Here is a 26,827-nt window from a genome sequence, read left to right as displayed (position 1 = left end):
AATCACTGTTCTTCTTTAACCTAGTGTATATAAGCAGTAGAGATAACTTAAGTATTGACTGAAATAGAAATGGCCACGTAACGACACCCTTGTCGTTGCTATAAATAATATTTACAGAATAATTAAGAGACTGATATGTATTATGGTTTTGATATGGGCGGCACAAAAATTGAGCTTGCCGTTTTTGATAAAGATCTGACTCAAGTATGGCAAAAACGTGTTCCTACACCTAAAAATGATTATCAGGCGTTATTGAATGTTTTTAAGGAACTGACCTTAGAAGCTGACATTGAATTAGGGTGTAAAGGAAAAGTAGGCGTTGGTGTTCCTGGTATTGTGAATGCAAAAGAAGGAACGGTATTTACCACTAATGTTCCAGCCGCTAAATACAAGCCAATGGTTCATGATCTTGCACATATACTCAATAGACCGGTTAAAGTTGAAAATGATGCTAACTGCTTTGCCTTATCGGAAGCATGGGATCCCGAATTTCGTCATCATCCTTCTGTACTTGGACTTATTTTAGGTACAGGTGTTGGTGGCGGTTTTGTTATTGATGGCAAAGTATTATCTGGCAAGAATGGGATTGCTGGTGAAATCGGTCATATGAATCTGAATGTGGATGCAGATAACGTGATTGGCGAAACAATGCCAAAAATTATCTGCGGTTGTGGTAAAAAAGCGTGTTTTGAAACTTATTTATCTGGTCGTGGTTTTGAACGTATGTATAAGGCATTCAATCATACTCCCAGAAGAGCCGTTGATATTGTTGAGCAATACTATGCTGGAGATAAGAAAACAGAAGAGCACGTTGATCGTTATATGAAAGTGTTAGCGATTTATCTAAGTAATATTCTTACTGTACTTGATCCACATTTAATTGTTATTGGTGGTGGATTATCGCAATTTAATGCACTGTATGACCAATTACCTGAATATCTCTCACACTGTGTCTATGGAAATGCTCAAATTCCAGCAATAGAAAAAGCACGTCATGGTGATGCAGGTGGCGCTCGCGGAGCTGCTTGCCTTAATTTATTAGACTAATAAATAAAAAAGAGCCTTTCTTCTTTTTATTAGAGGCTCTTCTATTTATAGCGTTTTATCAACGTCATTACATTATTAAGGCTACGTTATGGATAAGGTTTGGTTTAAAAAAAGGCTCACCTTTCTTGGTGGGTTAACTATCATATTAGTCTTACTTCAACTTATTAACTCACTATTACCCATATCTCTTTTTCAATGGGGTATTGTTCCAAGAACGGGTGAAGGTTTAATTGGTATTTTTATCGCACCTTTCATTCATGGATCTTGGTCCCATCTATTTAGTAATCTACTCCCGCTTCTTATTCTTAGCTTTTTATCCATGACACAATCTCTACGAGAATATGTACTATCCAGTATATTTATTATTATCGTAAGTGGTTTATTAGTTTGGATTTTTGGACGAAATGCTATTCACGTTGGTGCAAGTGGATGGATTTTTGGGTTATGGTCTTTACTTATTGCTCACGCTTTTACTCGACATAAAATTATCGATATTGTAATTGCACTCTTTGTTCTATTCTATTATGGATCAATGGCCTATGGCTTAATTCCGGGACAATTAGGTGTATCAACAGAATCACATATTTCAGGTGTCGTTGCAGGGTTGCTTTACGCATGGTGTGCAAGAAAACTAATACGCCGTAAAAGCCAAGTAGTAGAAGTGGCTAAATAGCCACTTCTGTATAAAGCGGTTACTTGTGACCAATTGGCAGTATTGTTCTGCCATACATCTCATTTAATACTTCAGCCATTGCAAGATAAAAAGCACTGGCACCACAAATAATACCTTCAAAACCTGCAATTTTTAAAATCAGTGCATTACCTGTGATATTTCCTATTGCCAGTAATGCAAATAAAATAGTCAGACTTAAAAAGACAAACTGGAGTGCTCTATTGGCTTTTAACGTGCCAATAAACATGAAAAAGGTAAAAATTCCCCATAACGCTAAAAACACACCCAAAAAGAGAGGTGTTGTGGGTTCACTTAAGCCCATCACGGGTAATAACCAAATACCTACTAATGTTACCCAAAAGAAGCCGTAAGAGGTAAATGCAGTGGCTCCAAAAGTATTGCCTTTTTTGAACTCAAAAATTCCAGCAATAACTTGTGCGATCCCACCATAAAAAATTCCCATACTCATAATAACTGAGACTACTGGGAAAAAACCGGCATTATGTATGTTCAACAAAATCGTTGTCATACCAAAACCCATTAAACCTAATGGACCCGGATTGGCAATGCGTTCGTTAGTCATAAAACCTAAAACCTCTAAAAATAACAGGGGAAAATTAAAAAAAATTTGAAGGCGCTGGATGATAAGAGGTAATACATCTAAAAACAATGATCCTACAAGGTATATTTTTGAATAACGGTCTACACTGATCCAAAGGGGAAATAACCAGAGGATTTAACTTAAAGAAAAGAAGTATTTAGTGATAGATGCTTATATTGAAAAAAACAACACTATAAAATATAACTCTAGTTTTAAAATAGTAATATCAATCATTTGATGTATTAATATCTAGATTTACCTTTATATGCTGTTTTATACATGAAGTTGCAATAAAATAAGTACTATACTTAGTTATATTTTAAACAGAAAGCGAGCTTGATATGAAAAAAATTCTTGTATTATTAATTGGTAGTACGTTGGCCTTTGCATCTCAAGCCAATACAACATCTCATAATGGTGGTTTTGTTTCTCCTCAAGGCACTATTCAATCAAGTGCAGATCAAGGAGGATTTAAAGGTCCTTCAATTAGCGAAACCTCCGTTGCAAAAGCAAAAGATCTTTCTGATGACACTTGGGTTATTTTAACGGGTAAAATTACCAAAAAAATTGGTGATGAGCTGTACGTTTTTGAAGACAGCACAGGCGGTATCAATGTAGATATCGACAATAAAAGATGGCGTGGACAAACAGTTACACCAGATAATACCGTCAGAATTGAAGGTAAAGTTGATAAAGAATGGACAAGCACTGAGATCGACGTAAAACAAATTACTATTATCAAATAATCGCCATCAAATAATTTGTTTTTAAATTAAAAATACACCTATTTATTTCAAAGCCAATACATTGAAAATATTGGCTTTTTTATTTTTATATTCTCTATATTTTATTTTCATCAATAAAATTGGATCCCTTATACAAATTTCTCCGCTTTAACCTCAAGTTAAGTTTAGGTTTATAGTTATTCCAAGTTAAAGCACAAACACTCTTCGCAAGAGGTGATTTAACTTATGAGATACCCTCATAGTCGTTTACATCCTAACTACTCTACGTTTACCCTGTTTTCTCCATTTTAAGCCTGCTATGCAGGCTTTTTTTCTTCTTATATCAAGTCATATTCTCGAAAAACATCAAAAAAGGATAAGCAAAGTATTATTTATATCTTTGTTTTCTATAAATATTTTTTTACAAAACTCTACGCGTTTATACCTTAATTAAATTGACCTTCCAGTAGGGGTAAAGATTATTGTTTCATCTATCAATTTAGTGAAAGGAATAAACAATGAAAAAATTATTACTGCCTTCTATTATTGCAATCTCCGCTTTTACAAGCACGGCTTATGCATCTAATCATAATGTTATTGAGGTTTATAAAACTGACAGTTGTGGATGCTGTACGTTATGGGCTGATGGCGTAAAAGAAGCAGGCTTCAATGTTAAAGTGAATATTGTTTCAGAGACAGAGTTAATGCAGAAATATCAACAAGCCGATGTACCCAATAATTTATTAAGTTGCCACTTTGCGACTTACCAAGGTAAAGATTTAGTAGGACATATCCCCGTTGATAGTTTAAAAAATATCGACTTAGTAGATAAATCTAAATCAGGTATTGCCGTTGCAGGTATGCCAGCGGGAAGTTTAGGTATGTATGCAGGTGATTACAAAGAGCCTTACCAAGTGATTGCCTTTGATAAATCAGGCAACCAATCCCTGTTTAAGTCTTACAACTAGTTTTGTTCTTACTGTAGTGTTGTTTTAATAGCAATATATCTCTCCGATTGTGTTATTTTCCTCTGCCTGTTATCGATTTGCGGGCAGAGTTTTATTTTCTAGGCATAAAAAAACCAGCCTGCTTTTTACAGCATGACTGGTTCTTTTAGAATAAAGTTAACTTTGACTTTATTTATTCAACTGTAACCGATTTTGCTAAGTTACGAGGTTGGTCTACATCTGTGCCTTTAATTAAGGCAACATGATAAGACAACAACTGTAATGGTACAGTATAGAAAATAGGTGCGATAAGCTCTTCAACATGAGGTAAAGAAATTAACTTCATCGTTTCGTTTTCTTCAAAGCCTGCATCTTGATCCGCAAATACATACAGTAAGCCACCACGCGCACGTACTTCTTCAATATTAGATTTTAATTTCTCTAATAACTCATTGTTTGGCGCAATGATGATAACAGGCATATCCGCATCAATTAATGCTAATGGACCATGTTTTAATTCACCAGCAGCATAAGCTTCAGCATGAATATAAGAGATCTCTTTTAGCTTTAATGCACCTTCTACCGCAATCGGGTATTGGTCGCCACGACCTAAGAATAAAGCATGGCTTTTTTCTGAGAAGTCTTCAGCTAACGCTTCAATCACTTTATCTTTCGATAGCATGCTTTCAATACGGCTTGGTAATGCATGTAATGCTGTTGAAACGTCTTGCTCTAATGTCGCGACACCTTTAATTCGTCCCATATATGCCACCAGCATTAATAGAACGGTTAACTGTGTGGTAAATGCTTTGGTTGATGCAACACCAATTTCAGCACCCGCTTTAGTCATTAAAACAAATTCAGACTCACGAACCAAAGAAGAGCCTGCAACGTTACAAATAGCTAAAGAAGATAAATAACCTAACTCTTTAGATAACCGCAATGCAGCTAATGTATCTGCTGTTTCACCTGATTGAGATAATGTAATCAGTAAACTGTTACGGCGAGTTGCTGGTTTACGGTAGCGATATTCTGATGCAATTTCGACATCACAAGGAATACCCGCTAAAGACTCAAACCAATAACGTGAAACCATACCTGCGTTATAAGAAGTACCACAAGCTACAATTTGAATATGTTCAACTTTAGATAAGATATCTTCAGCTTTAGATCCTAGTTCACTTAGATCAATCGTTTCTGATTTTAAACGACCTTCAAGCGTGTTTTTAATCGCCAGAGGCTGTTCATAGATCTCTTTTTGCATGTAGTGACGGTAAACACCTTTATCACCCGCATCGTATTGAACATTTGATTCAATCGTATCACGAACAACTTCTTCGCCATTCACATCAAAAATATGAACATGACGACGAGTGACCTCGACAATATCCCCTTCTTCAAGATAGATAAAGCGGCGGGTAACGGGTAATAGAGCCAACTGGTCAGAAGCAAGGAAGTTTTCACCCACGCCAAGACCTACCACCAGCGGGCTACCAGAGCGAGCAGCGACTAATAACTCAGGTGTACGGCTATCCATAATAACGGTACCGTAAGCACCACGTAATTGAGGAATAACACGTTGTACAACTTCACGTAATGTACCACCTTGGCGCTGTTCCCAGTTAACAAGGTGAGCAATCACTTCAGTGTCAGTTTGAGAAGCAAACTGATACCCTTTTTTAATTAATTCTGCTTTCAGTTCTTGGTAGTTTTCGATAATGCCATTATGTACAACTGCAATCGTACCTGATACATGAGGATGTGCATTATCTTCACAAGGTTCACCATGTGTTGCCCAACGAGTATGAGCAATACCTGTACCACCAATCACTTGTGTTTTTTCTGCTTCTTCCGCCAGCATTTGTACTTTGCCAGCTTCACGCAGACGTGTCATTTTACAGTCATTATCCACAACCGCTAAACCCGCAGAGTCATAACCGCGGTATTCTAAACGACGTAAACCTTCAATTAAGATTTCAGCGATATCGCGTTGTGCAACTGCACCTACTATTCCACACATTGTGTTATTCCTAAAACTGTGCGTTTATTCGCACTTGGATGTCTTATACCTGATTGGTTTGTTCCCCAAGCCATTGTAGAAAGCGGGGATATTTTTTGTTTTTAGAATAATAGCGTACAAGAAAAGGGCGCTAATGAAATATACGCCCTTTTCTTAAAATTATTGTTTTTTCTTCACTGGACGTTTCCATCCACTAATATGAGTTTGCTTAACTCGACTGATCACTAATTCATTTTCATTCACGTTTTTAGTGAGTGTTGTTCCTGCACCAATTGTTGCACCATTAGCAACCGTAACTGGCGCTACTAATTGGGTATCTGAACCAATAAAGACGTCATCACCAATAACTGTTTTGAATTTATTCGCACCATCGTAGTTACAAGTAATAGTACCCGCGCCGATATTAACATTAGCGCCTACTTCAGTGTCGCCTAAGTAAGTCAGATGACCCGCTTTAGAGCCAACACCTAAGCTTGCTTTTTTCATCTCAACAAAGTTACCAACGTGAGCTTTATCCGCTAATTCACTACCCGGACGAAGGCGTGCAAATGGCCCAACAGTACACTCTTGAGCTAAGTTTGCATCCTCGATCACCGTATAGGGGCTGATAATAGAATTATCACCAATCACACAGTTTTTCAGGACACACCCTGTACCGATTTCAACGTTGTTACCTAAAGTGACATTACCTTCAATAATCACGTTAGTGTCAATGACGACGTCTTTACCGTGAGTTAACGTACCACGTAAATCAAAACGAGCAGGATCAAGCAACATGACGCCTTCTAATAATAAGCGTTCAGCCTGTTCTGTTTGGTAAATACGTTCTAATGTAGCCAGTTGTAAACGGTTATTCACGCCTTCCATTTCACTATGACGACGAGGATGAGCCGTTTCAATTTTACGACCTTCTTTATACGCTAACGCGATAATGTCAGTAATGTAATACTCTTTTTGTGCATTATTATTATTGAGCTTACCTAACCAACGTTTTAAATCACCACCATTAGCGACCAAAATACCCGTGTTGATTTCAGTAATTTTGAGTTGTTCTTCAGACGCATCTTTTTGTTCGATAATGCCCGTCACTTCGCCATTTTCACGAACAATACGACCATAGCCAGTTGGGTTATCTAAAATAACTGTTAATAAACCAATACCGCCTTCTGGTTTGACTTCAATTAAACGTTCTAACGTTTCTTTAGTGATAAGTGGAACATCACCGTAAAGCATCAGGATATCTTCATCATCAGCAAAGAAAGGCGCAGCTTGTTGCATTGCGTGACCTGTTCCTAGTTGCTCTGCTTGTAGTACCCAATTAACAGGTTGTGAACCTAATTTTTCTTTCATTAGTTCACCACCATGCCCATAGACAAGGTGTGTTTGTTGAGCGCCTAATGACTTGGCAGTATCAATCACATGTTGAACCATGGATTTACCTGCAAGTTTATGAAGAACTTTAGGTAACTGTGAATACATGCGGGTGCCTTTTCCCGCAGCAAGAATAACAACGCTTTTAGCTGAATTAGACATAATTAACCCGATAACTCCCGTAAAGAATGGCAAGTAAACCTGTTTATGCCAAATAATACTACATATTTCGTCACACAAAATATTTCATGACGCAAAAAAGCCAGTTAGCGAAGAACCAACTGGCTTTTTTATTCATAGACTGCCTATTTACATCAACGTCGAGTCAATTCGATTACACGTAGTTTTGCAATCGCTTTGGCTAATTCTGCTGATGCTTGAGCATAATCAACATCACCATGAGAGGATTGAATGTGTTCTTCAGCTTTACGCTTAGATTCCAACGCTTTCGCTTCATCCAAATCACGACCACGGATAGCTGTATCTGCCAGTACAATGACGCCTGTCGGTTGAACTTCGAGAATACCACCAGAAAGGTAGATAACCTCTTCTTCACCCGATGTTTTTACGACACGTACCATGCCCGGTTTTATGGCAGTTAATAACGGGGTATGCTGCGGATAAATACCGAGCTCACCTTCGCTACCAGTTACCTGAATTCGTTTGACTTCGCCGTCATATAACTGCTTTTCAGCGCTGACAACTTTCAGGTAGAACGATGTATCAGCCATATCAACCTCCCGTCAGCCGTATTAAAGCTTCTTAGCTTTTTCTACTGCTTCTTCGATAGTACCAACCATGTAGAACGCCTGCTCTGGCAGGTGGTCATAATCACCGTTCAGAATACCTTTAAAGCCACGGATAGTGTCTTTCAGGGAAACGAACTTACCTGGTGATCCGGTAAATACTTCAGCAACGAAGAATGGCTGAGACAGGAAGCGCTGGATCTTACGCGCACGCGCAACAACCAGTTTATCTTCTTCTGACAGTTCATCCATACCTAAAATAGCGATGATGTCTTTCAGTTCCTGATAACGTTGCAGGATAGACTGAACACCACGAGCCACATCATAGTGCTCTTGGCCAACTACCAGTGGGTCTAATTGACGACTGGTAGAATCCAGTGGGTCAACCGCAGGGTAGATACCTAATGAAGCAATTTGACGGCTCAATACAACTGTCGCATCTAAGTGAGCAAACGTTGTTGCTGGTGATGGGTCAGTTAAGTCATCCGCAGGTACGTATACAGCTTGTACAGAGGTGATTGAACCTGTTTTGGTTGAAGTGATACGTTCTTGCAGAACACCCATCTCTTCAGCCAATGTTGGTTGGTAACCTACCGCTGATGGCATACGACCTAACAGTGCTGATACTTCAGTACCGGCTAAGGTGTAACGATAGATGTTATCTACGAATAACAGTACGTCACGACCTTCGTCACGGAATTTCTCAGCCATAGTCAGACCAGTCAGTGCAACACGCAGGCGGTTTCCTGGTGGCTCATTCATCTGACCATAAACTAACGATACTTTGTCAAGAACGTTAGAATCTGTCATTTCATGATAGAAGTCGTTACCCTCACGAGTACGTTCACCAACACCAGCAAATACAGAGTAACCTGAGTGCTCGATCGCGATATTACGGATCAATTCCATCATGTTAACTGTTTTACCAACACCCGCACCACCGAACAGACCTACTTTACCACCTTTAGCGAACGGACAGATTAAGTCCATTACTTTGATACCGGTTTCAAGCAGTTCTTGTGAGTTTGATAACTCTTCGTAGGTTGGCGCTTCACGGTGGATAGACCAACGTTCTTCAGTTGCAATATCACCTTTCATATCGATAGGTGTACCCAGAACGTTCATGATACGTCCCAGTGTTGCTTTACCTACTGGTACTTCAATTGGGTGGCCTAAGTTTTCAACTTTTAAGCCACGGCTTAAACCGTCTGATGTACCCATTGCGATACAACGAACGATACCACCGCCTAACTGTTGCTGAACTTCTAGCACCAGTTTTTCTTTACCATTCATAACCTCAAGAGCGTCGTATACTTTAGGGACGCTATCCTGAGGGAACTCGGCGTCCACTACGGCGCCGATTACCTGGACAATCTTTCCAGTAGCCATCTTGAATCCTCTACGTAATTCGTAAACCTAGCTGTTATACCGCGGCTGCACCAGACACAATTTCTGTAAGTTCCTGAGTAATGCTTGCTTGGCGTGCTTTGTTGTACACCAATTGCAGTTCTTTAATCAGGTTACCACCGTTATCTGTAGCGGCTTTCATCGCGACCATTCGGGCGGCCTGCTCACTCGCTAAGTTCTCTACGACGCTCTGGTAAACTTGCGATTCGATATAACGACGCAGTAAAGTATCCAGTAACGCCTTAGGATCAGGTTCGTACAGATAATCCCAAGATTTTTCTTTCAGCTCTTCATCATCACCTGGTGGTAATGGTAAAACCTGAAGAATTTTAGGCTCTTGAGCCATGGTATTGATGAACTTATTTGCCACCACATACAGTTTATCTAAACGACCTTCGTCATAAGCCTGCAACATGATATTGACTGGACCGATAAGGTCTGACAGTTTTGGATCATCACCCATACCAGTTACTTGACCAACAACATTCCCACCTACTGAGCCAAAGAATGAAGCGGCTTTAGAACCGATTAGTGCTAAATCTACCTGCACACCTTTTTCAGACCACTCTTTCATGTCTGCCAGCAGTTTTTTGAACAAGTTAATGTTCAAACCACCACACAAACCACGGTCGGTCGAAACAACCAGGTACCCGACACGTTTAACTTCACGCTCTTCGAGGTATGGATGTTTGTATTCCAGATTCCCTAACGCAAGGTGACCAATCACACTGCGCATGGTTTCTGCATAAGGACGGCTGGCTGCCATGCGTTCCTGCGTTTTACGCATTTTCGACGCGGCGACCATCTCCATCGCTTTAGTGATCTTCTGTGTGTTTTGCACACTGGCGATCTTCGAACGTATCTCTTTTGCGCCGGCCATTTCTGCTTCTCCTCATGAACCAGACGGCCTAATGTTTAACTATTAGGCCGAATAGTTATTACCAGGACTGAGTCGCTTTGAAGTTTTCTAGCACGCCTTTCAGCTTCGCTTCGATTTCTTCGTTATAAGTACCAGTCTGGTTGATTTCTTTCAATAAATCAGCATGTTCACGAGAGGCATAAGCTAATAAAGCCGCTTCAAATGGCACAACTTTTGAAATTTCAACATCTTCCAGATAACCACGTTCTGCTGCAAACAGTGATAAAGACTGTTGTGCGACAGACATTGGTTCGTACTGTTTCTGTTTCAGCAATTCAGTCACTTTCTGACCGTGGTTTAATTGTTTACGGGTAGCATCGTCCAGATCGGAAGCGAACTGTGAGAATGCTGCCAGCTCACGATACTGCGCAAGAGCAGTACGGATACCACCAGAAAGTTTCTTCATGATCTTAGTCTGAGCTGCACCACCAACACGAGATACGGAGATCCCTGGGTTAACAGCTGGACGGATACCTGCGTTAAACAGGTTAGATTCTAAGAAGATCTGACCATCGGTAATAGAGATTACGTTCGTAGGAACGAATGCAGAAACGTCCCCTGCTTGCGTTTCGATAATTGGTAACGCAGTCAGAGAGCCGGTTTTACCTTTAACTTCACCATTAGTGAATGCTTCTACGTACTCAGCATTAACGCGAGCAGCACGCTCAAGTAAACGGGAGTGCAGATAGAAAACGTCACCAGGGTATGCTTCACGTCCAGGTGGACGACGAAGTAACAGTGAAATTTGACGGTATGCGACAGCCTGTTTAGACAGGTCATCATAAATAATCAGGGCATCTTCACCACGGTCACGGAAGTATTCACCCATTGCGCAACCTGAATAAGGAGCTAGGTATTGCAGCGCTGCTGATTCTGATGCAGAAGCAACAACAACAATGGTGTTTTCTAACGCGCCATGTTCTTCTAATTTACGAACAACGTTCGAAATAGTAGAGGCTTTCTGACCGATAGCGACATAGATACATTTAATGCCAGAGTCGCGTTGGTTGATGATCGCATCGACAGCCAGAGCAGTTTTACCTGTTTGACGGTCACCGATGATCAATTCACGCTGACCACGACCAATTGGGATCATGGCATCGACGGATTTGTAACCTGTTTGTACAGGCTGATCAACTGATTGACGGTCGATAACACCAGGAGCAATCATCTCAACAGGTGAGAATCCATCATGCTCTACTGCACCTTTACCATCAATCGGCTCACCCAGTGTGTTTACCACACGGCCAAGCAGACCACGCCCAACAGGTACTTCCAGAATACGACCTGTACATTTAACTTTCATGCCTTCTGCTAAGTCAGCATAAGGACCCATCACAACCGCACCAACAGAGTCGCGCTCTAAGTTCAGTGCGATAGCGAAACGGTTACCCGGCAGTGCGATCATCTCACCCTGCATAACTTCGGCTAAACCGTGGATACGAATGATACCGTCACTAACGGATACAATCGTACCTTCATTGTGAGCTTCACTCACTACATTGAACTGAGCAATGCGCTGCTTGATCAGTTCGCTGATTTCAGTGGAATTCAGTTGCATATGCTCCAGTCCCCTTAAGACTGCAAGACGTCTGTTAATCGCTCTAAACGGCCACGAATACTGCCATCGATGACGAGGTCACCGGCGCGTATAATCATGCCTGCGATAACAGACTTATCAATTTTGCAATTCAGCTTCACTTTGCGTGATAGACGTTTTTCCATCGCTGCAGAAATGTTAGCTAGCTGCTGTTTAGTTAGCTCAATGGCAGAAGTTACTTCAACGTCAACCGTTGACTCTAGTACTGCGCGCAATTGAATAAATTGGCTCAATACTTCAGGCAACGTTGATAAACGGCCATTATCAGCCATAACACGAATTAAATTCTGAGCATGACCATCTAATTGTTCGCCACAAAGGTCGACAAAGATGTCAGCCAGTTTTTCTGATGCTAAAGAACCAGAAAGTAATTCGGTTACCTGCTCATTGCGTGCTACTTCAGCGGTGAACGCCAGCATAACCTGCCATTTATCGACAGCCTGGTTTTCCACAGCAAAGTCAAAAGCTGCTTTGGCGTAGGGGCGAGCTACCGTTGCTATTTCAGACATGCCCCTCCCTCCTTACAGTTCAGCGACCAGTTTATCAACGATGTCGCTATTAGCAGCTTCATCCACGGAACGTTCAATAATTTTCTCGGCACCTGCAATAGCCAGCATTGCGACTTGTTTACGAAGTTCTTCACGAGCACGTTTACGCTCTGCATCCAGTTCGGATTGAGCTTGTGCAACGATCTTACTACGTTCTTGCTCTGCTTCTGCTTTAGCATCTTCAATCATTTGAGTGCGTTGTTTATTCGCTGATTCAATGATTGCTTGAGCTTCTGCTTTTGCTTTTGCTAGCTGATCGCCTGCATCGGCTTTCGCTAAATCTAAGTCCTTTTTAGCACGTTCTGCAGATGATAAACCGTCAGCAATTTCTTTTTGACGTTTTTCAATGGCCGCCATAATTGGTGGCCATACGAATTTCATACAGAACAAAACAAACAGGACAAATGCGATGGCCTGGCCGAGGATTGTTGCATTTAAATTCACAGCACAATACCTCTTTCTTGGTTATTAACTAACTTGATGCTTTTACTGCTCATTGCCATCATTAGGCAACAGCAAACATCACGTAAAGGCCCAGACCCACAGCAATCATTGGGATGGCGTCAACCAGACCCATAACGATAAAGAACTGTGTACGCAGAAGAGGGATCAGATCAGGCTGACGAGCAGCACCTTCTAAAAATTTGCCTCCGAGGATTCCGATACCGATTGCAGCACCGATTGCAGCTAAACCCATCATAATAGCGGCAGCCATGTACAGCAGATCCATACTCAGGTTTTCCATGACAGTCTCCAGTTTGTTTCAGTTATTTCTTCAAAGAGTTAATAATTAATGTTCTTCAGATGCCATCGACAGATAGACAATCGTTAGAACCATGAAAATAAATGCTTGTAACGTAATAATCAGTATGTGGAATATCGCCCAAGGAAGGCTTAATAACCACTGTGACCACCACGGTAACAGACCAGCAATAAGAATAAAGATCAGTTCACCTGCATACATGTTACCAAACAGTCGAAGACCGAGGGAAACAGGTTTTGATAGCAGGCTTACCCCTTCTAAGATTAAGTTGACAGGAATAAAAATTGGGTGATTAAAAGGCTGTAAAGTCAGCTCTTTTGTAAACCCTTTTATGCCTTTCATCTTAATGCTATAGAAAAGGATCAGGATAAATACACCAATTGCCATCGATAGAGTAATACTCACGTCCGCAGTCGGAACGATGCGTAACGCAGGTAACCCTAAGATGTGTTCACCGATATAAGGGATGAAGTCGATTGGTAATAAATCCAGGGCATTCATTAACAGCACCCAAACGAACACAGTCAATGCCAAAGGTGCAATGACCTTGCTCTTTCCGTGATACATATCACGGACGCTGCTATCAACGAAACCAATGATCATTTCTACTGCAGTCTGGAATTTTCCCGGTACGCCACTGGTTGCTCTTACTGCTACTTTTCTAAACAGCCATAGGAATAGTGCTCCCATCAGTACTGAAAAGAAAAGTGAGTCAATATTTAACACCCAGAATGATGGCGCATTTTCAGCATGGGGATTGACCAACTCGAAAGTACGCAGGTCCAACTGAAGGTTATTCAGGTGGTGACCTATGTAGTCTCTAGTGGTTAATGCTTCTCCTGATGCAGACATGATGCCAATTACCCTTTTGTTGTTAAAAACGCTAACCGTTAATGACGGCTGGTGCAACGACCTGCATAACAAGCACCGCTAAGTAGGTCATGACCAGTGGTGCAAATGCCGCTTTAAACACTCCTAAAGCAACAATCAGCAAGGCTATTGATAATATAACCTTCAACCCTTCACTGAAAGCAAAAAGCCAGTTTATGCGAACTGGAGCTTCTTCTTCGTTGACTTTTTGTAAGCGCATTAACAAAAGAAAAGCAATATTGGGTAACCAACATGCCAACCCGCCTAAAAAAGCCGAAAAACTCCAGTCTGTACTCTTTAAGTAGAAACCCGCACTGAGAATAACAAAAGTCATAAACTGCAAAAATAACAGTTTCAGTGCAACTTTCCCGCTGTAGAGGGAGACAGACATGACGTTTGTATTCTCCAGACTAGCTATCGTAAAAGGTATTACTGAATGATGTATCAAACTGTCTTTGCTATAAAGTGTCAAGTGACAAAAACGAGCAAATTATACGGGGCGTGGCAATGAATTCAATCAATAAGTAGCGAAAAAGTGAAGATTAATTTAAATTTCTTACCAAGGTTCCATTTATGAAAAATGATTAAGAACAAAAAGAGTAAAAATAATAGAGCTGAATAAAATAAATAGCGTGATATACATCACAAATATAAAAGTATAAATAAAGCTTATTTCATAAAATATATAACAGAGTTAACAAATAACTTCCCTTTTATGAACAATTTAGTGGCAATTGAAAAATAATTAATCGATTTTTAATTAAATAAATTCAATATTTTTATAATGCACAGAATTATTAATTTATTTTGGAAATAAAAAGAGAAAAACGCAGGCAACAAAGGGAATTAAAGCAAAAGATAATATATTGTTAAATTGTTGTTCTATTAAAGTGAATTTTAATACTTCGTATAATTCCCCCTAAAGCAAATGGCGATAACATTGTAAATGTTATCGCCAGAGCACAAAAAATGAAAAAAGGATCAGTGAAACACTAAATATTTGATTAAATAATCACCAAATGTCTTTGTTCATTCAATTCAGGTATGGATAAGCTAATCACTTTTTCAGGCATTTTTAATCCATTATCAGCAAGTTCATCCAACTCTTCTTGATGAATTTGTCCTTTCAGTGCATAGAAACGACCGTGTTCTTCAGTCACTAAATGAGAGCACCAAGAGAGCATATCGTTCATAGAGGCAAATGCTCGGCTGATAACACCATCAAAAGGCTTCTCTGTTTGGTACTCTTCAACACGGTATTGAACTGGCTCGATATTATTAAGTCCTAGCTCGTGCTGAACTTGTTTCATAAAGCGAACCCGCTTGCCTAAGCTATCCAATAATACAAAGTGGTGATCGGGACGCATTATCGCTAAAGGGATACCCGGTAAACCAGGCCCTGTACCCACATCAATAAATCTTTCACCTTCAAGATATTGACTAACAACAATGCTATCCAAAATATGACGGATAAGCATTTGTTGTGGATCTCTCACTGATGTGAGGTTGTATGCTTTATTCCATTTATCAAGCATAGCAACATAGCCAGTGAGTTTTTCAGCTTGAATATCTGTAAGCTCAATATTGGCTTGCTTAGCCAGCTTTTTTAGCCGATTAAGTAAGTCACTCATGATGCGCTCCTGCGTAATAGGCCTTGTTTTTTCAACCAAACTAATAAAATGGAAATAGCCGCAGGTGTAACACCTGAGATCCGCGATGCTTGTCCGATCGATGTGGGTTTGTGATCGTTAAGTTTCGCAATAACTTCGTTAGATAATCCGCTAACTTGCTTATAGTCCAGATCTATCGGTAGCGCTGCATTTTCATTGCGCAGTTGTTTTTCGATCTCTTCTTGCTGGCGACTAATATAACCTTCGTACTTAACTTGGATCTCAACTTGTTCAGCAGCTTGTGGTTTTGAATCATCAATACCTGGTGCAAAACGAGGGATTTTTTTCAAAATGTCATACGTCATTTCAGGGCGACGTAATAAATCTTCACCATTAGCTTCTTTAGATAGTGGTGTATTAAGTAACTCGTTAATTTCAGAAATATTATCTGCTTTAGGATGAACCCAGATATCTCTTAAACGTTGGCGCTCTTTTTCAACTAACTCAACTTTTTCGCTAAATTGTGCCCAACGGTTATCATCAACCATGCCTAATTCACGTCCAATTTCCGTCAGACGTAAATCTGCATTATCTTCACGTAACATCAAGCGATATTCTGCACGAGAGGTAAACATACGGTACGGTTCTTTTGTGCCTAGTGTGCAAAGATCGTCAACTAATACACCAATGTATGCTTGATCACGACGTGGGAACCAACCTTCTTGATCGAAGGCGTAACGTGCCGCATTAAGCCCAGCAAGCATACCTTGAGCCGCCGCTTCTTCATAACCGGTTGTACCGTTAATTTGCCCAGCAAAGAATAACCCATTGATAAATTTGCTTTCTAGAGTTTGTTTTAGATCTCTAGGATCGAAGAAGTCATATTCAATTGCATAACCAGGTCTAATGATCTTCGCGTTTTCCATACCTTTCATGGAATTTACGATTTGCATTTGAACATCAAAAGGTAAGCTTGTTGAAATACCATTTGGGTAAATTTCGTTACTTGTTAAACCTTCAGGCTCTAAAAAGATCTGATGTGAATTACGATCAGCAAATCTCATCACCTTATCTTCAATAGATGGGCAATAACGAGGACCTATTCCTTCGATGACACCAGCGTACATTGGGCTACGATCGAGGTTATTACGAATAACATCGTGCGTTTTTTCGTTTGTGTATGTGATATGGCAAGGCATTTGTTCAGGATGCTGATCCACATTACCTAAAAACGAGAAAACAGGCATTGGAGTATCACCCAACTGAACGGCTAATTGGCTAAAATCAATAGTTCTAGCATCAATACGAGGTGGTGTGCCTGTTTTTAAACGACCTACACGTAAAGGTAGTTCGCGTAGTCTGTGTGATAACGAAACTGATGGTGGATCACCTGCACGACCCCCACTGTAATTTTCTAAACCAATATGGATTTTTCCATCAAGGAAAGTACCTACGGTTAGAACAACAGACTTAGCACGGAATTTTAAGCCCATGCGAGTAACAGCACCTGTTACTTGGTCATTTTCAACAATGAGATCTTCAACTGGTTGTTGGAAGATCATTAAATTAGGTTGATTTTCAAGAGTAGTACGAACAGCTTGGCGATAAAGAACACGGTCAGCTTGTGCTCTTGTTGCTCTTACAGCTGGTCCCTTACTTGCGTTAAGGGTTCTGAATTGGATCCCTGCATGGTCAATAGCGGTTGCCATTAATCCACCCATGGCATCGATCTCTTTTACCAGATGCCCTTTACCAATCCCACCAATAGCTGGGTTACAAGACATTTGGCCCAAAGTATCAATATTGTGGGTCAGTAATAGGGTTTGACGCCCCATACGAGCTGCAGCCATAGCGGCTTCTGTACCGGCGTGACCACCACCGATGACAATGACGTCAAAGTGTTCTGGATAAAACATGTGTGAACCTTAAATGTTACGAATGCTGAATGTGTTGCATTGGGAAAACGAATTCTACTCAACTTTTTGACAGATACAAGCGAGCAGATCCGCAGGTAATTATTTAAAGATCTTTTTATTTAAAGATCTCTTTATTAGATCTTTTATTAAGGAAGTGATCCTCTGTGGATAAGTGGATTTTCTATTTAAAGATCATAAAAGTGTAAAGGATCATATACTGTGAATGATCCGTGATCTATCTGCTGATAAGCTGGGATCAAAATGACGACTTATGCACAGGTCATTTCTTGATATAGCCTTATACAATGGATAACTACGGGTTAACCCCTGCTTTTAAGCAGAGTTATCCACATTCGTTTGCTGTTTTTTTGTGCAATTTAAAGTAAATTTTTCCAAGAAGCTATCCATTCTTCAGCTGGATCTTCCGGAATGTCGTACTTTTGAATATCAATTTCGAGACGATCGCCAAGGCGAGTCGCCCCTTTTTCCACCAATTTTTGATCCAATGTTCTGATCGCACCGCAGAAAGTGTCATATTCACTACTTCCTATGCCGATCGCACCAAAGGTGACATTACTAAGATCAACGGAGTCAGCCGATATTTCATTAGCAAAAGGCTGTAGGTTGTCAGGAAGATCACCAGCACCATGCGTTGATGTGACCACCAGCCAGATCCCTTCATTTGGAAGATCATTAAGAGAAGGCCCATGGTGCAGATCCGTCTCAAACCCTTCATCAGATAAGATCTCTGCAAGGTGTTCTGCAACATATTCAGCACTACCCATGGTACTGCCACTAATAAGAGTGACTTTTTTCATTAATGATCTCCTTATGTTTAAGACGCGCTATTGTACGCTGTGAATCACTTGGGATCTACCTGTGGATAATGTGGTTATAAAAAAAAATAAGAATTTACCCTTATGGCTTGATCGTCCTTATTATCGGGTTTTGTAGTGAGATCAGAGTTTCTGTTGATTGAATTTCATCGATTGTCTGAATTTTGTTGATAAGTACGTCTTGTAAGGCTTCTATACTTTTACACATAACCTTCGTAAAAATACTGTATTGCCCTGTTGTATAGTACACTTCTACAACTTCATCTAACTTATCTAATTTATCTAATGCAGTGTGATAGTCTTTTGCACTCTTAAGAATAATGCCAATAAAGCAGCAGACATCAAAACCGAGTTGCTTTTCACTAATATCAACTCGCGTTCCCGTAATAATTCCTGCCTGCTTCATTTTCTCTACTCGAACATGAATTGTGCCAGGGCTTACTTCGAATTTTTTGGCTAATTCAGCGTAAGGTGTTCTCGCATTCGCCATTAATGCGTGAAGTATGTCACGATCGAGATTATCGATCTGATAAATATTGTCCATAAACCCCCTCTGTTTTTAACGATAATACATTTTTATAGCGTTATTTTTAACGATTTAAAACAAGCAAGGCTATTTTTAATGAAGTATATTGAATTTAGTACCTGTTTTGTTGCTTAATCTATATCAACGAAACACGACATCACCACTAGGAATATAAAAATGGAAAAATCATTCATCCAGACTCAACAGCAAATTAGCTTTGTTAAATCTTATTTTTCACGACTGCTGGAAAAAGAATTAGGACTGATTGAAGTTCAAGGACCGATCTTAAGTCGCCTTGGTGATGGAACTCAAGATAACTTATCTGGTCATGAGAAGGCAGTACAAGTTAAAGTCAAATCTTTACCAGATTCTACTTTTGAGGTTGTCCATTCATTAGCTAAATGGAAACGTAAAACATTAGCTCGTTTTGGATTTAGTTCTGGTCAAGGTCTTTATACTCATATGAAAGCTTTGCGACCAGACGAAGATCGCTTAACTCAGATCCACTCTGTTTATGTTGATCAGTGGGATTGGGAAAAAGTGATGGAAGATAAAGAGCGTACAGTTCCTTATCTTAAGCAGACAGTGGGTAAAATTTATCAGGCAATAAAAGAAACTGAAAAAGCCGTCAGCGAAGAGTTTGGTCTGGTACCGTTCCTGCCAGATCAAATTCAATTTATCCACACTGAAGAGTTACTGCGTCGTTATCCTGACCTTGATGCTAAAGGTCGTGAAAAAGCGATTACAAAAGAATATGGTGCTGTTTTCTTAATTGGTATTGGTGGCAAATTATCAAGTGGCGAAGCTCATGATGTAAGAGCGCCAGACTACGATGACTGGACAACACCAAACGAAGATGGATTTGAAGGTTTAAACGGTGACATTCTTGTTTGGAACCCTGTTCTACAAGATGCGTTTGAATTGTCATCAATGGGTATCCGTGTCGACCCTGAAACATTAATGCGTCAGTTAACATTAACAGACGATACTAAGCGTCTTGAGCTGGATTGGCACAAAGCATTAATGCATGGTGATATGCCACAAACTATCGGTGGCGGTATTGGCCAATCTCGTTTAGTGATGCTACTGCTACAAAAAGAGCACATTGGACAAGTACAATGCGGTGTATGGGAAAAAGATACCCGTTTAGCTTTCGCCGATATGCTGTAATTATTGGCGCCAGCGTCGAAGTAAACGACTTTTTAATCCAGTATCAAAACGCCATATATGGTCAAAGATTTTCATGATACTGGGTTTACCGTAATTGGATAGGGTAACCGCATGGAAGCGATTGTGCTGTTGCTGTTGGATTTTTTTGATTTTGTTGATTAGGTTTTCGGGTAACCTTTGGGCGACAAAGTCAGAAATAACAACAGCATCAGCATCTTTCCATGCTGGGTTATTTAGTTTTTCTGCGACATTATCTAAACAAGCACTTAAGTCGGTACCCCCTCTAAATGACTGATTCAAAAACTTGATAAGATCTTGCAGACCATTAGACGATGACAATTGGTAATGTACTGTTTCTGTTGAAAATAACATCACATGACATGAACGATTATCAGCTAGTGCTATTTTCATCAATGCAAGCCCAAAAGCTTTAGCACACTGTTCGTTAAATCCCCCCATCGAACCGGATGTATCAATACATACAATAAAAGGTCCTCTTGGTCTTTCTTCATCATGATGATGAGTTACTGGACGCAATACAGTACGCTCTTGCCAATTATCTCCTTGTAATCGATAGGTATTGAGTTGTTTTTCCACCAGCTTTCGATAAAACTCATATTCGATTTCATTAATACCTAACAAGGCGAGCTCTGTAGGGAGTAAGCGTAAGATATCATCACTGAGCCCTATACCATTGACTTGCTCTGGTGTTGTATCTGGTGCTTTCTCAACAATAGTGACTGGCTCAAAAATCACACTCTCTTCAGGAAGTGATTTCGCTGTTTTGCTACGACCTAGCAAACTTGCGAGTTTATGTAATTCAGGTTGTTGATCGAGAAAGTCGCTATAACGTTGAATAATTTTCTCATCGAAAGGCGTTTTTGTTAAAACACCTTTACTCATATCCCATAAACGCCCTGCTGCACGCTCATTTTCTGAGAATGTATTACTTAAGCTTCCACTTAGTGCCAAACGTTCCTGAAGCTCAGCAAGGAGTTGCTCTTGTTCTTGGTCAAATAGGGCTTTGTGTAATGCAGTGACTTGGAAAATTAAACTTATCCGCCAGTGTTGAATAAACAAAGCTTGTTGAGCGGGTGAAAAAGGCTTATTGGTTTTAATCAGTTGTGATGCTTCGTCAGTAAAAGAGGAGTCTAGCTTGTTTAATTCAGCCAGTATTTTCTCTACTTGCTGATTAAACATCGCATTACCAAATGACTGCGTTTGTTGATAAAGTGCAAACTCATCAGCAATCATTGTCGGGACTAATGTCTCTTTTACTCTTTGCTGTAAGCTTTTTTTCCATTGATGGATATCTTTCAATAAGGCTTTTTTGAGTCTTGGATGCTTTTCAAAAAATACCGCTAATTGAGGAGATGCAAGTACAGCAATAATAACTTCCTCAATAAGCTGTCCTTCATTTATGGCTAAAAGCATATCTAATGTTGAAAGTGTCAGCATAATATCATTACTTTATTTGGCTTTTTAATTGCGACAATTTGTCATTAATCTGAACAAAACTTTGTTCTATGGAAATAAGCCAATCATTATCAATAAATAAATTTGGTTGATGATGATTAAATTTTTCCTGCTCACCATAAATTTCTTGAGTCAGATCTTTTAACTTATCTTTCCACTCTTTGTTATCTTCAATAGGAACAGCGGGTGCTGTCTCTTTTTGTTGATAAAGAGATGTTGTTCGACGACTCACATCCAAAATTTCTAATACGCCATCTTGGCGTATTTGTGCATTAATTGATTGTGGGAAACCAATACCATTTAAACGTGCTAATAACTCATCCCCTTTTGCCAAAAAGTTTTCTAATGCTTTTTGTTCAATAGTAATAAAGTTAACCTGAATACTATGGATATGAAGAGGGATGTGTAAAAACAGGGTGAATTTATCAGCCTGCATTTTATCTGATAGGCTAAAATGTGCGTTTCGTCCAAACATTCCACTTTGTTTTTCAAAACGAAAAGCCTGTTGATCTTGCTTACTTCTTGTCGATTGCATCCACTCAGCCCATAAACTTTCTATTTTTCTAATCAACTCTAGCTGGTGGTAGGCTTGTTCTGTTAAAAGGTTTTGTAATAACTTATCTAATAATGCAAATGATGCTTGGTCATGCCATAGGCAATCTTTTAATAAAATAAGATCTAATGGTGAAATAGCACTACGACCATTAAAAAAGGCACTGGCTTGTAAAAGGCGTACCGCTTTTTTCCAACGTCTATCTGAAACATAAGGTGCAGCATCACTTTTATCTAAAGACTCACGAAGTTGATAAATTAAATCAAATAAATGGTCATCTAAAGTGACCTTTTCTAATTCTGATTGCCAACGTGAAAACTCTTCTGCGGTAATTTGGATATGTTCTGGAATATGAAAAGAGCCTACTTCTTTATTAATAAGTAATGCGCGAAAGTTTTTCTTATCCTGAACTTTTGTTAACCAAATACGAATAAGCATTCGGTCATATAGCGCTTCAAGACTACTGTCTGAATCAGGTAACTCATTAGAGGCGGATACTAACAAACGCATTGGAATAGCAACTTCAGCTTCTCCATTTCTAAATTTACGCTCATTAATCGCGGTTAATAACGTATTAAGAATAGCGGGTCCTGCTTTCCATATTTCATCAAGAAAGACAACTTCAGCATCAGGTAAATATCCTTCAACCAAACGCTGATATTTACCTTCATCTTTTAAGGCTTGAATGGATAAAGGACCAAAAATTTCTTCGGGTGTTGAAAAACGCGTCATTAGGTATTCAAATGCTTTAGCCTCTTTAAAAGCTTCTTTCATTCTTCTGGCTATTAAGCTCTTGGCAATACCTGGAGGGCCAAGTAAGAAAACACTCTCACCACTCAGTGCAGCAAGTAGACAAAGACGGATAGCTGACTGTCGCTCATAAAGCCCAGTTTCAAGATATTGGCTAAGTTGTGAAATCCGCTCTGCAAGTTGCATAAACACTCCTAATAATGGGTACTTATTTTCGTCATCATCCTGAAAATATCAGAAAAGGATTGCTGACATATAGTCAAACATTCTATTAGCACACAAATTGTTTATAACAAAAATCGATTCAGCTTCCTACTGCTTATTTTTGGTTCTTTTTTGTTTTACTAGCGAAACGTTTCGATGGTGATCACGTTTTTTCATTAATGTTGCTGAGATGATCGGTTTAAAATATTGAATGTCATTTATGCAATACATCTAGAATTTATTACTGAGAGTAAGGAAAAATCATGGAAGCGAAGAAACTTGTGATTTTAGGTAGTGTTAATGCAGATCATATTCTTAATGTTGCCCATTTTCCGCTTCCTGGTGAAACCATTTCAGGTAACCAATTTCAAATGGTATTTGGCGGTAAAGGTGCTAATCAGGCGGTTGCTGCTGGGCGTTGTGGTGCTGATATTTCGTTTCTTGCTTGTTTAGGGAATGACGATATTGGTAAAAAAGCTAAAGCTCAATTAATAACAGATAATATTGATACCAATAGTATTGAGTTAATTGATGATGTCGCAACGGGTGTTGCGCTGATTTTCGTTAATCAACAAGGTGAAAATGTTATTGGTATTCATGCTGGTGCTAATGGGCGATTAGATACAAATTATGTTCAGCGCCATGGAAATATTATAAAAGAAGCAGATGCTCTGTTAATGCAATTAGAATCACCACTTGATTCTGTATTGAAAGCGGCTGAAATCGCTAAACAAGAAAATGTGCAAGTAATACTAAACCCCGCACCTGCTCAAGCATTACCTGATGAGCTGTTATCACTTGTCGATATTATTACTCCAAACGAAACAGAGACTGAATATCTGACTGGAATTAAAGTGATAGATGATGAAAGTGCTCAGCAAGCAGCGGATGTTCTGCATCATAAAGGTATTAAAACGGTTCTTATTACATTAGGAAGCCGCGGAGTTTGGGTAAGTGAGAAAAATAGTAAAGGTTGTATTGTCCCTGCATTTAAAGTGAAAGCTGTTGATACTATCGCAGCAGGCGATACATTTAATGGCGCGCTAATTACTGCTTTATTAGAAGGGCAATCTATGATGCCTGCGATTAAATTTGCTCATGCGGCAGCTGCCATTGCTGTTACTCGAGCAGGCGCTCAACCATCAGTACCATGGCGTCATGAGGTAGATACTTTTTTAGCTTCATCTTTATAATGTATTTTTCTATCTTATATAAAGAAAAAGAGAGCCTAGGCTCTCTTTTTTAGTTTGAATAACGTTATCAGGTTTTTTTCTTTTTATTAGTTAGATTATCGCCATCATGTTTATCAAGGAGTAAAAATACAAAGGAAGAAAGTAATGTAATGATACCAACAGTAATAAAAGTATAATGAAAGTTATCAACCGTAGTGCCCACATTCTCTGTATCAAAATATCCTAAAATAGATGCACTTACTGCAATACCAAAACTAATTGCCAATTGTTGGGTGACAGCCAAAACACTATTTCCTGAGCTAGCATTGTTGTCTGTTAAATCGGCCAATGAAATTGTATTCATTGATGTAAATTGTATGGACATGACCACACCTAATAAAAAGAGTGGAATGACAAGATAGTAAATAGACATATCAGGGGATTGAAGTGAAAACTGAGCGATCATCAAACCAATGATAATGGTGATAGTAAAGAGTGTTCGGCGATAGCTAAATTTCACTAAGATCTTTGTGACAAATGATTTTGCTAAAATAGAACCTAATGCCATAGGCGCCATCATCATCCCAGAAATAATAGCAGGATAACCAAACCCAACCTGTAACATAAGTGGCATTAAGAAAGGAATACAGCCAGTTCCCAATCTTGTTGCAATATTTCCCGCAATACCGACAGAGAAAGTTCGTGTTTTAAATATATTGAGAGGGATAAGTGGTTGCTGGTGGCGTCTTGCATGATTGACGTATAACCCTAGTAAAGAAAATCCACCTAAAATAATGGCAATAGGAATATATCGAGAGATATTTTTATCACCAAAAAGATCAAGGCTGACAGAAAGCATAACTAAGCCAAAACCAAAGAAAATAAAGCCAAGTAAATCAAATTTACGTTTTGGCATAGTGAAGTTAGGCATATGTTTTATGGCATAGAAAATACCTAATAGGCCAATAGGAATATTTATAATAAATATCCAATGCCAAGAGGCATAAGTAACCAATACCCCACCTAAAAGAGGCCCTGCTATGGGGCCGACTAATCCCGGCATTGTGACAAAATTGAGAATGGGGAGTAATTCGCTGCGCGGATAAGCTCTTAGTAAAGTAAGACGTGCAACCGGCATCATCATTGCGCCACCTATACCTTGTATAATCCGTGAAATAACAAGAAAAGTAAGGTTAGGAGAAAGTGCACATAATAAAGAGCCACCTGAAAATAAAGAAACCGCAATAATAAAAATTTTACGCGTTCCAAATCTATCAGCTAGCCATCCACTGACGGGGATTAATAATGCAACAGTTAAGGTATAGCTGATAACAGCCGATTGCATGGCGAGAGGAGAATGATTAAGGCTTTTTGCTATGTCTGGTAATGCCGTATTAAGAATGGTTGCATCGAGAGCCTGCATAAAAAAAGCCATTGCAGCAATCCAAGGCAACCCAGACATATTTTTGGCGGATTTCAACATGAAGCATATACCGTCTTTGTTCTATATTTTGATTATCGCTTCATTATAAACAGAAAACCTACAAAATTTGTATTAAAACTATTCAATCACTCGTTAATAAGATTAAACAGAGATCTCGCGCTTTATTTCCATCCTTATCAATAATTGCCTGAACAATTTGATTATGTGTTTCCGGCTGAACGGTTTCATTACCCACAATAAGATCGAAATACTTTTTATAAGCAGAAAGAAATAATGAGCCGAATGAGGCAAAGAATGGATTGCCACTTGCTTGATAAATGAGATAGTGAAATTGAGTGTCGATATCTAGCCAATGTTGTCTATCGAAATTCTCATCAAGCAACTGCATTTCTCTACCAAATAAAGCAAGAGACTGTTTTTGGCTTTCGGTTGCATTAAATGCAGCTAAATAACATGCCTGAGGTTCTATTGCTAAACGAACGTGATGGAAATAATGGCTGACCTTATTAAATTCACCGCTGTCTATCCACCAATTAAGAAGATCATTATCTAATAGATTCCAATTTTGCATTGGAGTAACACGAGTACCTATTCTTGGCCGAGGTAAAAGCATACCTTTTGCAGCGAGCATTTTGATTGCTTCACGGATAACTGTTCTGCTGACGGAGAGTAATTCTGCTAGTTCTATTTCTCCAGGTAGTAAAGACTCAGGTTCATAATGTCCCGAAAGGATTTGTTTACCTAGTTTTTCAGCAACTATATAAGAAAGATTTTTTTGAGAAGCTGAACGTTGCTCGTTAAATTGCATAATAAAGATTACCTATACCATAATTTATCTTCTATCTTACGTGAGTCAGCTGGATAAAGCTGTTCGGATTTTACTCTATCAGCATAAAAATAGAGCGTTTTTCTTTGTTTTGTTGAAAAAAAAAG

Annotated in this window: 26 protein-coding genes; 6 read left to right on the top strand and 20 right to left on the bottom strand. The window is 39.3% G+C overall.

The features are described from left to right. Positions 1-135: 135 nt before the first annotated feature. Both nagK and JEP36_RS08745 read left to right on the top strand, forming a co-directional pair. On the top strand, positions 136-1,047 hold the full coding sequence (nagK, locus tag JEP36_RS08750) for an N-acetylglucosamine kinase (RefSeq protein ID WP_198620272.1): 912 nt from the start codon (positions 136-138) through the stop codon (positions 1,045-1,047). 88 nt (positions 1,048-1,135) lie between these two features. Next, entirely contained in the window at positions 1,136-1,720 is a 585-nt protein-coding gene (locus JEP36_RS08745; protein WP_196533611.1) for a rhomboid family intramembrane serine protease, read from the top strand. A gap of 19 nt (positions 1,721-1,739) precedes the next feature. Here the strand turns inward: JEP36_RS08745 and satP are convergent, their stop codons facing one another. Beyond that, positions 1,740-2,303 carry an acetate uptake transporter gene (satP, locus tag JEP36_RS08740; protein WP_072065220.1) on the bottom strand — a complete coding sequence of 188 codons (564 nt, stop codon included), beginning with the start codon at positions 2,301-2,303 and terminating at the stop codon, positions 1,740-1,742. A gap of 359 nt (positions 2,304-2,662) precedes the next feature. Between satP and JEP36_RS08735 the strand changes: the two genes are divergently transcribed. Together JEP36_RS08735 and JEP36_RS08730 are read left to right on the top strand one after the other, a co-directional pair. Beyond that, entirely contained in the window at positions 2,663-3,067 is a 405-nt protein-coding gene (locus tag JEP36_RS08735) for a YgiW/YdeI family stress tolerance OB fold protein (RefSeq protein WP_109373328.1), read from the top strand. 497 nt (positions 3,068-3,564) lie between these two features. Then, positions 3,565-4,014, top strand: coding sequence for a DUF411 domain-containing protein (locus tag JEP36_RS08730; protein WP_198630087.1), 450 nt, complete (start codon positions 3,565-3,567; stop codon positions 4,012-4,014). Between the two features lie 172 nt (positions 4,015-4,186). On the opposite strand, the gene glmS is transcribed toward JEP36_RS08730, so the two are convergent. The 15 genes from glmS to asnC form a co-directional block, all read right to left on the bottom strand. Beyond that, the gene (gene glmS / locus JEP36_RS08725; protein ID WP_198620269.1) at positions 4,187-6,013 is read right to left on the bottom strand and encodes a glutamine--fructose-6-phosphate transaminase (isomerizing); all 1,827 of its coding nucleotides are present in this window, start codon (positions 6,011-6,013) and stop codon (positions 4,187-4,189) included. A gap of 159 nt (positions 6,014-6,172) precedes the next feature. Next, the gene (gene glmU / locus JEP36_RS08720; RefSeq protein WP_198620268.1) at positions 6,173-7,546 is read right to left on the bottom strand and encodes a bifunctional UDP-N-acetylglucosamine diphosphorylase/glucosamine-1-phosphate N-acetyltransferase GlmU; all 1,374 of its coding nucleotides are present in this window, start codon (positions 7,544-7,546) and stop codon (positions 6,173-6,175) included. A 152-nt stretch (positions 7,547-7,698) separates the two neighbouring features. Next, positions 7,699-8,115 (bottom strand): F0F1 ATP synthase subunit epsilon, encoded by a 417-nt coding sequence (locus tag JEP36_RS08715; protein WP_109373324.1) that lies wholly within the window; start codon positions 8,113-8,115, stop codon positions 7,699-7,701. A gap of 21 nt (positions 8,116-8,136) precedes the next feature. Further along, the gene (gene atpD / locus JEP36_RS08710; protein ID WP_023583323.1) at positions 8,137-9,519 is read right to left on the bottom strand and encodes a F0F1 ATP synthase subunit beta; all 1,383 of its coding nucleotides are present in this window, start codon (positions 9,517-9,519) and stop codon (positions 8,137-8,139) included. 34 nt (positions 9,520-9,553) lie between these two features. Next, the gene (gene atpG, locus JEP36_RS08705; protein ID WP_006534342.1) at positions 9,554-10,417 is read right to left on the bottom strand and encodes a F0F1 ATP synthase subunit gamma; all 864 of its coding nucleotides are present in this window, start codon (positions 10,415-10,417) and stop codon (positions 9,554-9,556) included. 58 nt (positions 10,418-10,475) lie between these two features. Beyond that, entirely contained in the window at positions 10,476-12,017 is a 1,542-nt protein-coding gene (gene atpA, locus JEP36_RS08700) for a F0F1 ATP synthase subunit alpha (protein ID WP_006534343.1), read from the bottom strand. A 14-nt stretch (positions 12,018-12,031) separates the two neighbouring features. Then, positions 12,032-12,565 (bottom strand): F0F1 ATP synthase subunit delta, encoded by a 534-nt coding sequence (atpH, locus tag JEP36_RS08695; protein ID WP_006534344.1) that lies wholly within the window; start codon positions 12,563-12,565, stop codon positions 12,032-12,034. Between the two features lie 12 nt (positions 12,566-12,577). Further along, complete coding sequence (atpF, locus tag JEP36_RS08690; protein WP_109373323.1) at positions 12,578-13,048, bottom strand: F0F1 ATP synthase subunit B; 471 nt, start codon at positions 13,046-13,048, stop codon at positions 12,578-12,580. A 61-nt stretch (positions 13,049-13,109) separates the two neighbouring features. Next, on the bottom strand, positions 13,110-13,349 hold the full coding sequence (atpE, locus tag JEP36_RS08685) for a F0F1 ATP synthase subunit C (protein ID WP_004246596.1): 240 nt from the start codon (positions 13,347-13,349) through the stop codon (positions 13,110-13,112). 45 nt (positions 13,350-13,394) lie between these two features. Further along, complete coding sequence (atpB, locus tag JEP36_RS08680; protein WP_072071088.1) at positions 13,395-14,219, bottom strand: F0F1 ATP synthase subunit A; 825 nt, start codon at positions 14,217-14,219, stop codon at positions 13,395-13,397. Positions 14,220-14,250: 31 nt separating this feature from the next. Continuing rightward, the gene (gene atpI / locus JEP36_RS08675) at positions 14,251-14,628 is read right to left on the bottom strand and encodes a F0F1 ATP synthase subunit I (RefSeq protein WP_109373322.1); all 378 of its coding nucleotides are present in this window, start codon (positions 14,626-14,628) and stop codon (positions 14,251-14,253) included. Positions 14,629-15,241: 613 nt separating this feature from the next. Beyond that, positions 15,242-15,868, bottom strand: coding sequence for a 16S rRNA (guanine(527)-N(7))-methyltransferase RsmG (gene rsmG / locus JEP36_RS08670; protein WP_109850225.1), 627 nt, complete (start codon positions 15,866-15,868; stop codon positions 15,242-15,244). Beyond that, a complete protein-coding gene (gene mnmG / locus JEP36_RS08665) occupies positions 15,865-17,763 on the bottom strand; it encodes a tRNA uridine-5-carboxymethylaminomethyl(34) synthesis enzyme MnmG (RefSeq protein ID WP_196533604.1) in 1,899 nt (632 codons plus the stop codon). Before mnmG ends, rsmG begins: the two co-directional genes overlap by 4 nt. 377 nt (positions 17,764-18,140) lie before the next feature. Continuing rightward, entirely contained in the window at positions 18,141-18,581 is a 441-nt protein-coding gene (gene mioC / locus JEP36_RS08660) for an FMN-binding protein MioC (protein ID WP_109398565.1), read from the bottom strand. A gap of 100 nt (positions 18,582-18,681) precedes the next feature. Next, on the bottom strand, positions 18,682-19,143 hold the full coding sequence (asnC, locus tag JEP36_RS08655) for a transcriptional regulator AsnC (RefSeq protein WP_023583317.1): 462 nt from the start codon (positions 19,141-19,143) through the stop codon (positions 18,682-18,684). 159 nt (positions 19,144-19,302) lie between these two features. Between asnC and asnA the strand changes: the two genes are divergently transcribed. After that, on the top strand, positions 19,303-20,295 hold the full coding sequence (gene asnA, locus JEP36_RS08650) for an aspartate--ammonia ligase (RefSeq protein ID WP_198620266.1): 993 nt from the start codon (positions 19,303-19,305) through the stop codon (positions 20,293-20,295). On the opposite strand, the gene viaA is transcribed toward asnA, so the two are convergent. Together viaA and ravA are read right to left on the bottom strand one after the other, a co-directional pair. Beyond that, complete coding sequence (gene viaA / locus JEP36_RS08645) at positions 20,296-21,753, bottom strand: ATPase RavA stimulator ViaA (protein WP_198630086.1); 1,458 nt, start codon at positions 21,751-21,753, stop codon at positions 20,296-20,298. It abuts the gene before it with no gap. Between the two features lie 7 nt (positions 21,754-21,760). Continuing rightward, on the bottom strand, positions 21,761-23,260 hold the full coding sequence (gene ravA, locus JEP36_RS08640) for an ATPase RavA (RefSeq protein WP_198626382.1): 1,500 nt from the start codon (positions 23,258-23,260) through the stop codon (positions 21,761-21,763). A 281-nt stretch (positions 23,261-23,541) separates the two neighbouring features. Here ravA and rbsK point away from each other — a divergent pair, with 281 nt between their 5' ends. After that, positions 23,542-24,471, top strand: a complete 930-nt coding sequence (rbsK, locus tag JEP36_RS08635; RefSeq protein ID WP_196533598.1) for a ribokinase — start codon at positions 23,542-23,544, stop codon at positions 24,469-24,471. A gap of 67 nt (positions 24,472-24,538) precedes the next feature. Here rbsK and mdtD read toward each other — a convergent pair whose 3' ends face one another. Further along, positions 24,539-25,933 carry a multidrug transporter subunit MdtD gene (gene mdtD, locus JEP36_RS08630; protein WP_198630085.1) on the bottom strand — a complete coding sequence of 465 codons (1,395 nt, stop codon included), beginning with the start codon at positions 25,931-25,933 and terminating at the stop codon, positions 24,539-24,541. 82 nt (positions 25,934-26,015) lie between these two features. Beyond that, complete coding sequence (locus tag JEP36_RS08625; RefSeq protein ID WP_198630084.1) at positions 26,016-26,702, bottom strand: FadR/GntR family transcriptional regulator; 687 nt, start codon at positions 26,700-26,702, stop codon at positions 26,016-26,018. Between the last annotated feature and the right edge of the window lie 125 nt (positions 26,703-26,827).

The organism is Proteus sp. PR00208, from assembly GCF_016238545.1.
Taxonomy (GTDB): domain Bacteria; phylum Pseudomonadota; class Gammaproteobacteria; order Enterobacterales; family Enterobacteriaceae; genus Proteus.
Note: the sequence above shows the minus strand (reverse complement) of the source record. Positions and strands in the feature narration are given on the sequence as shown.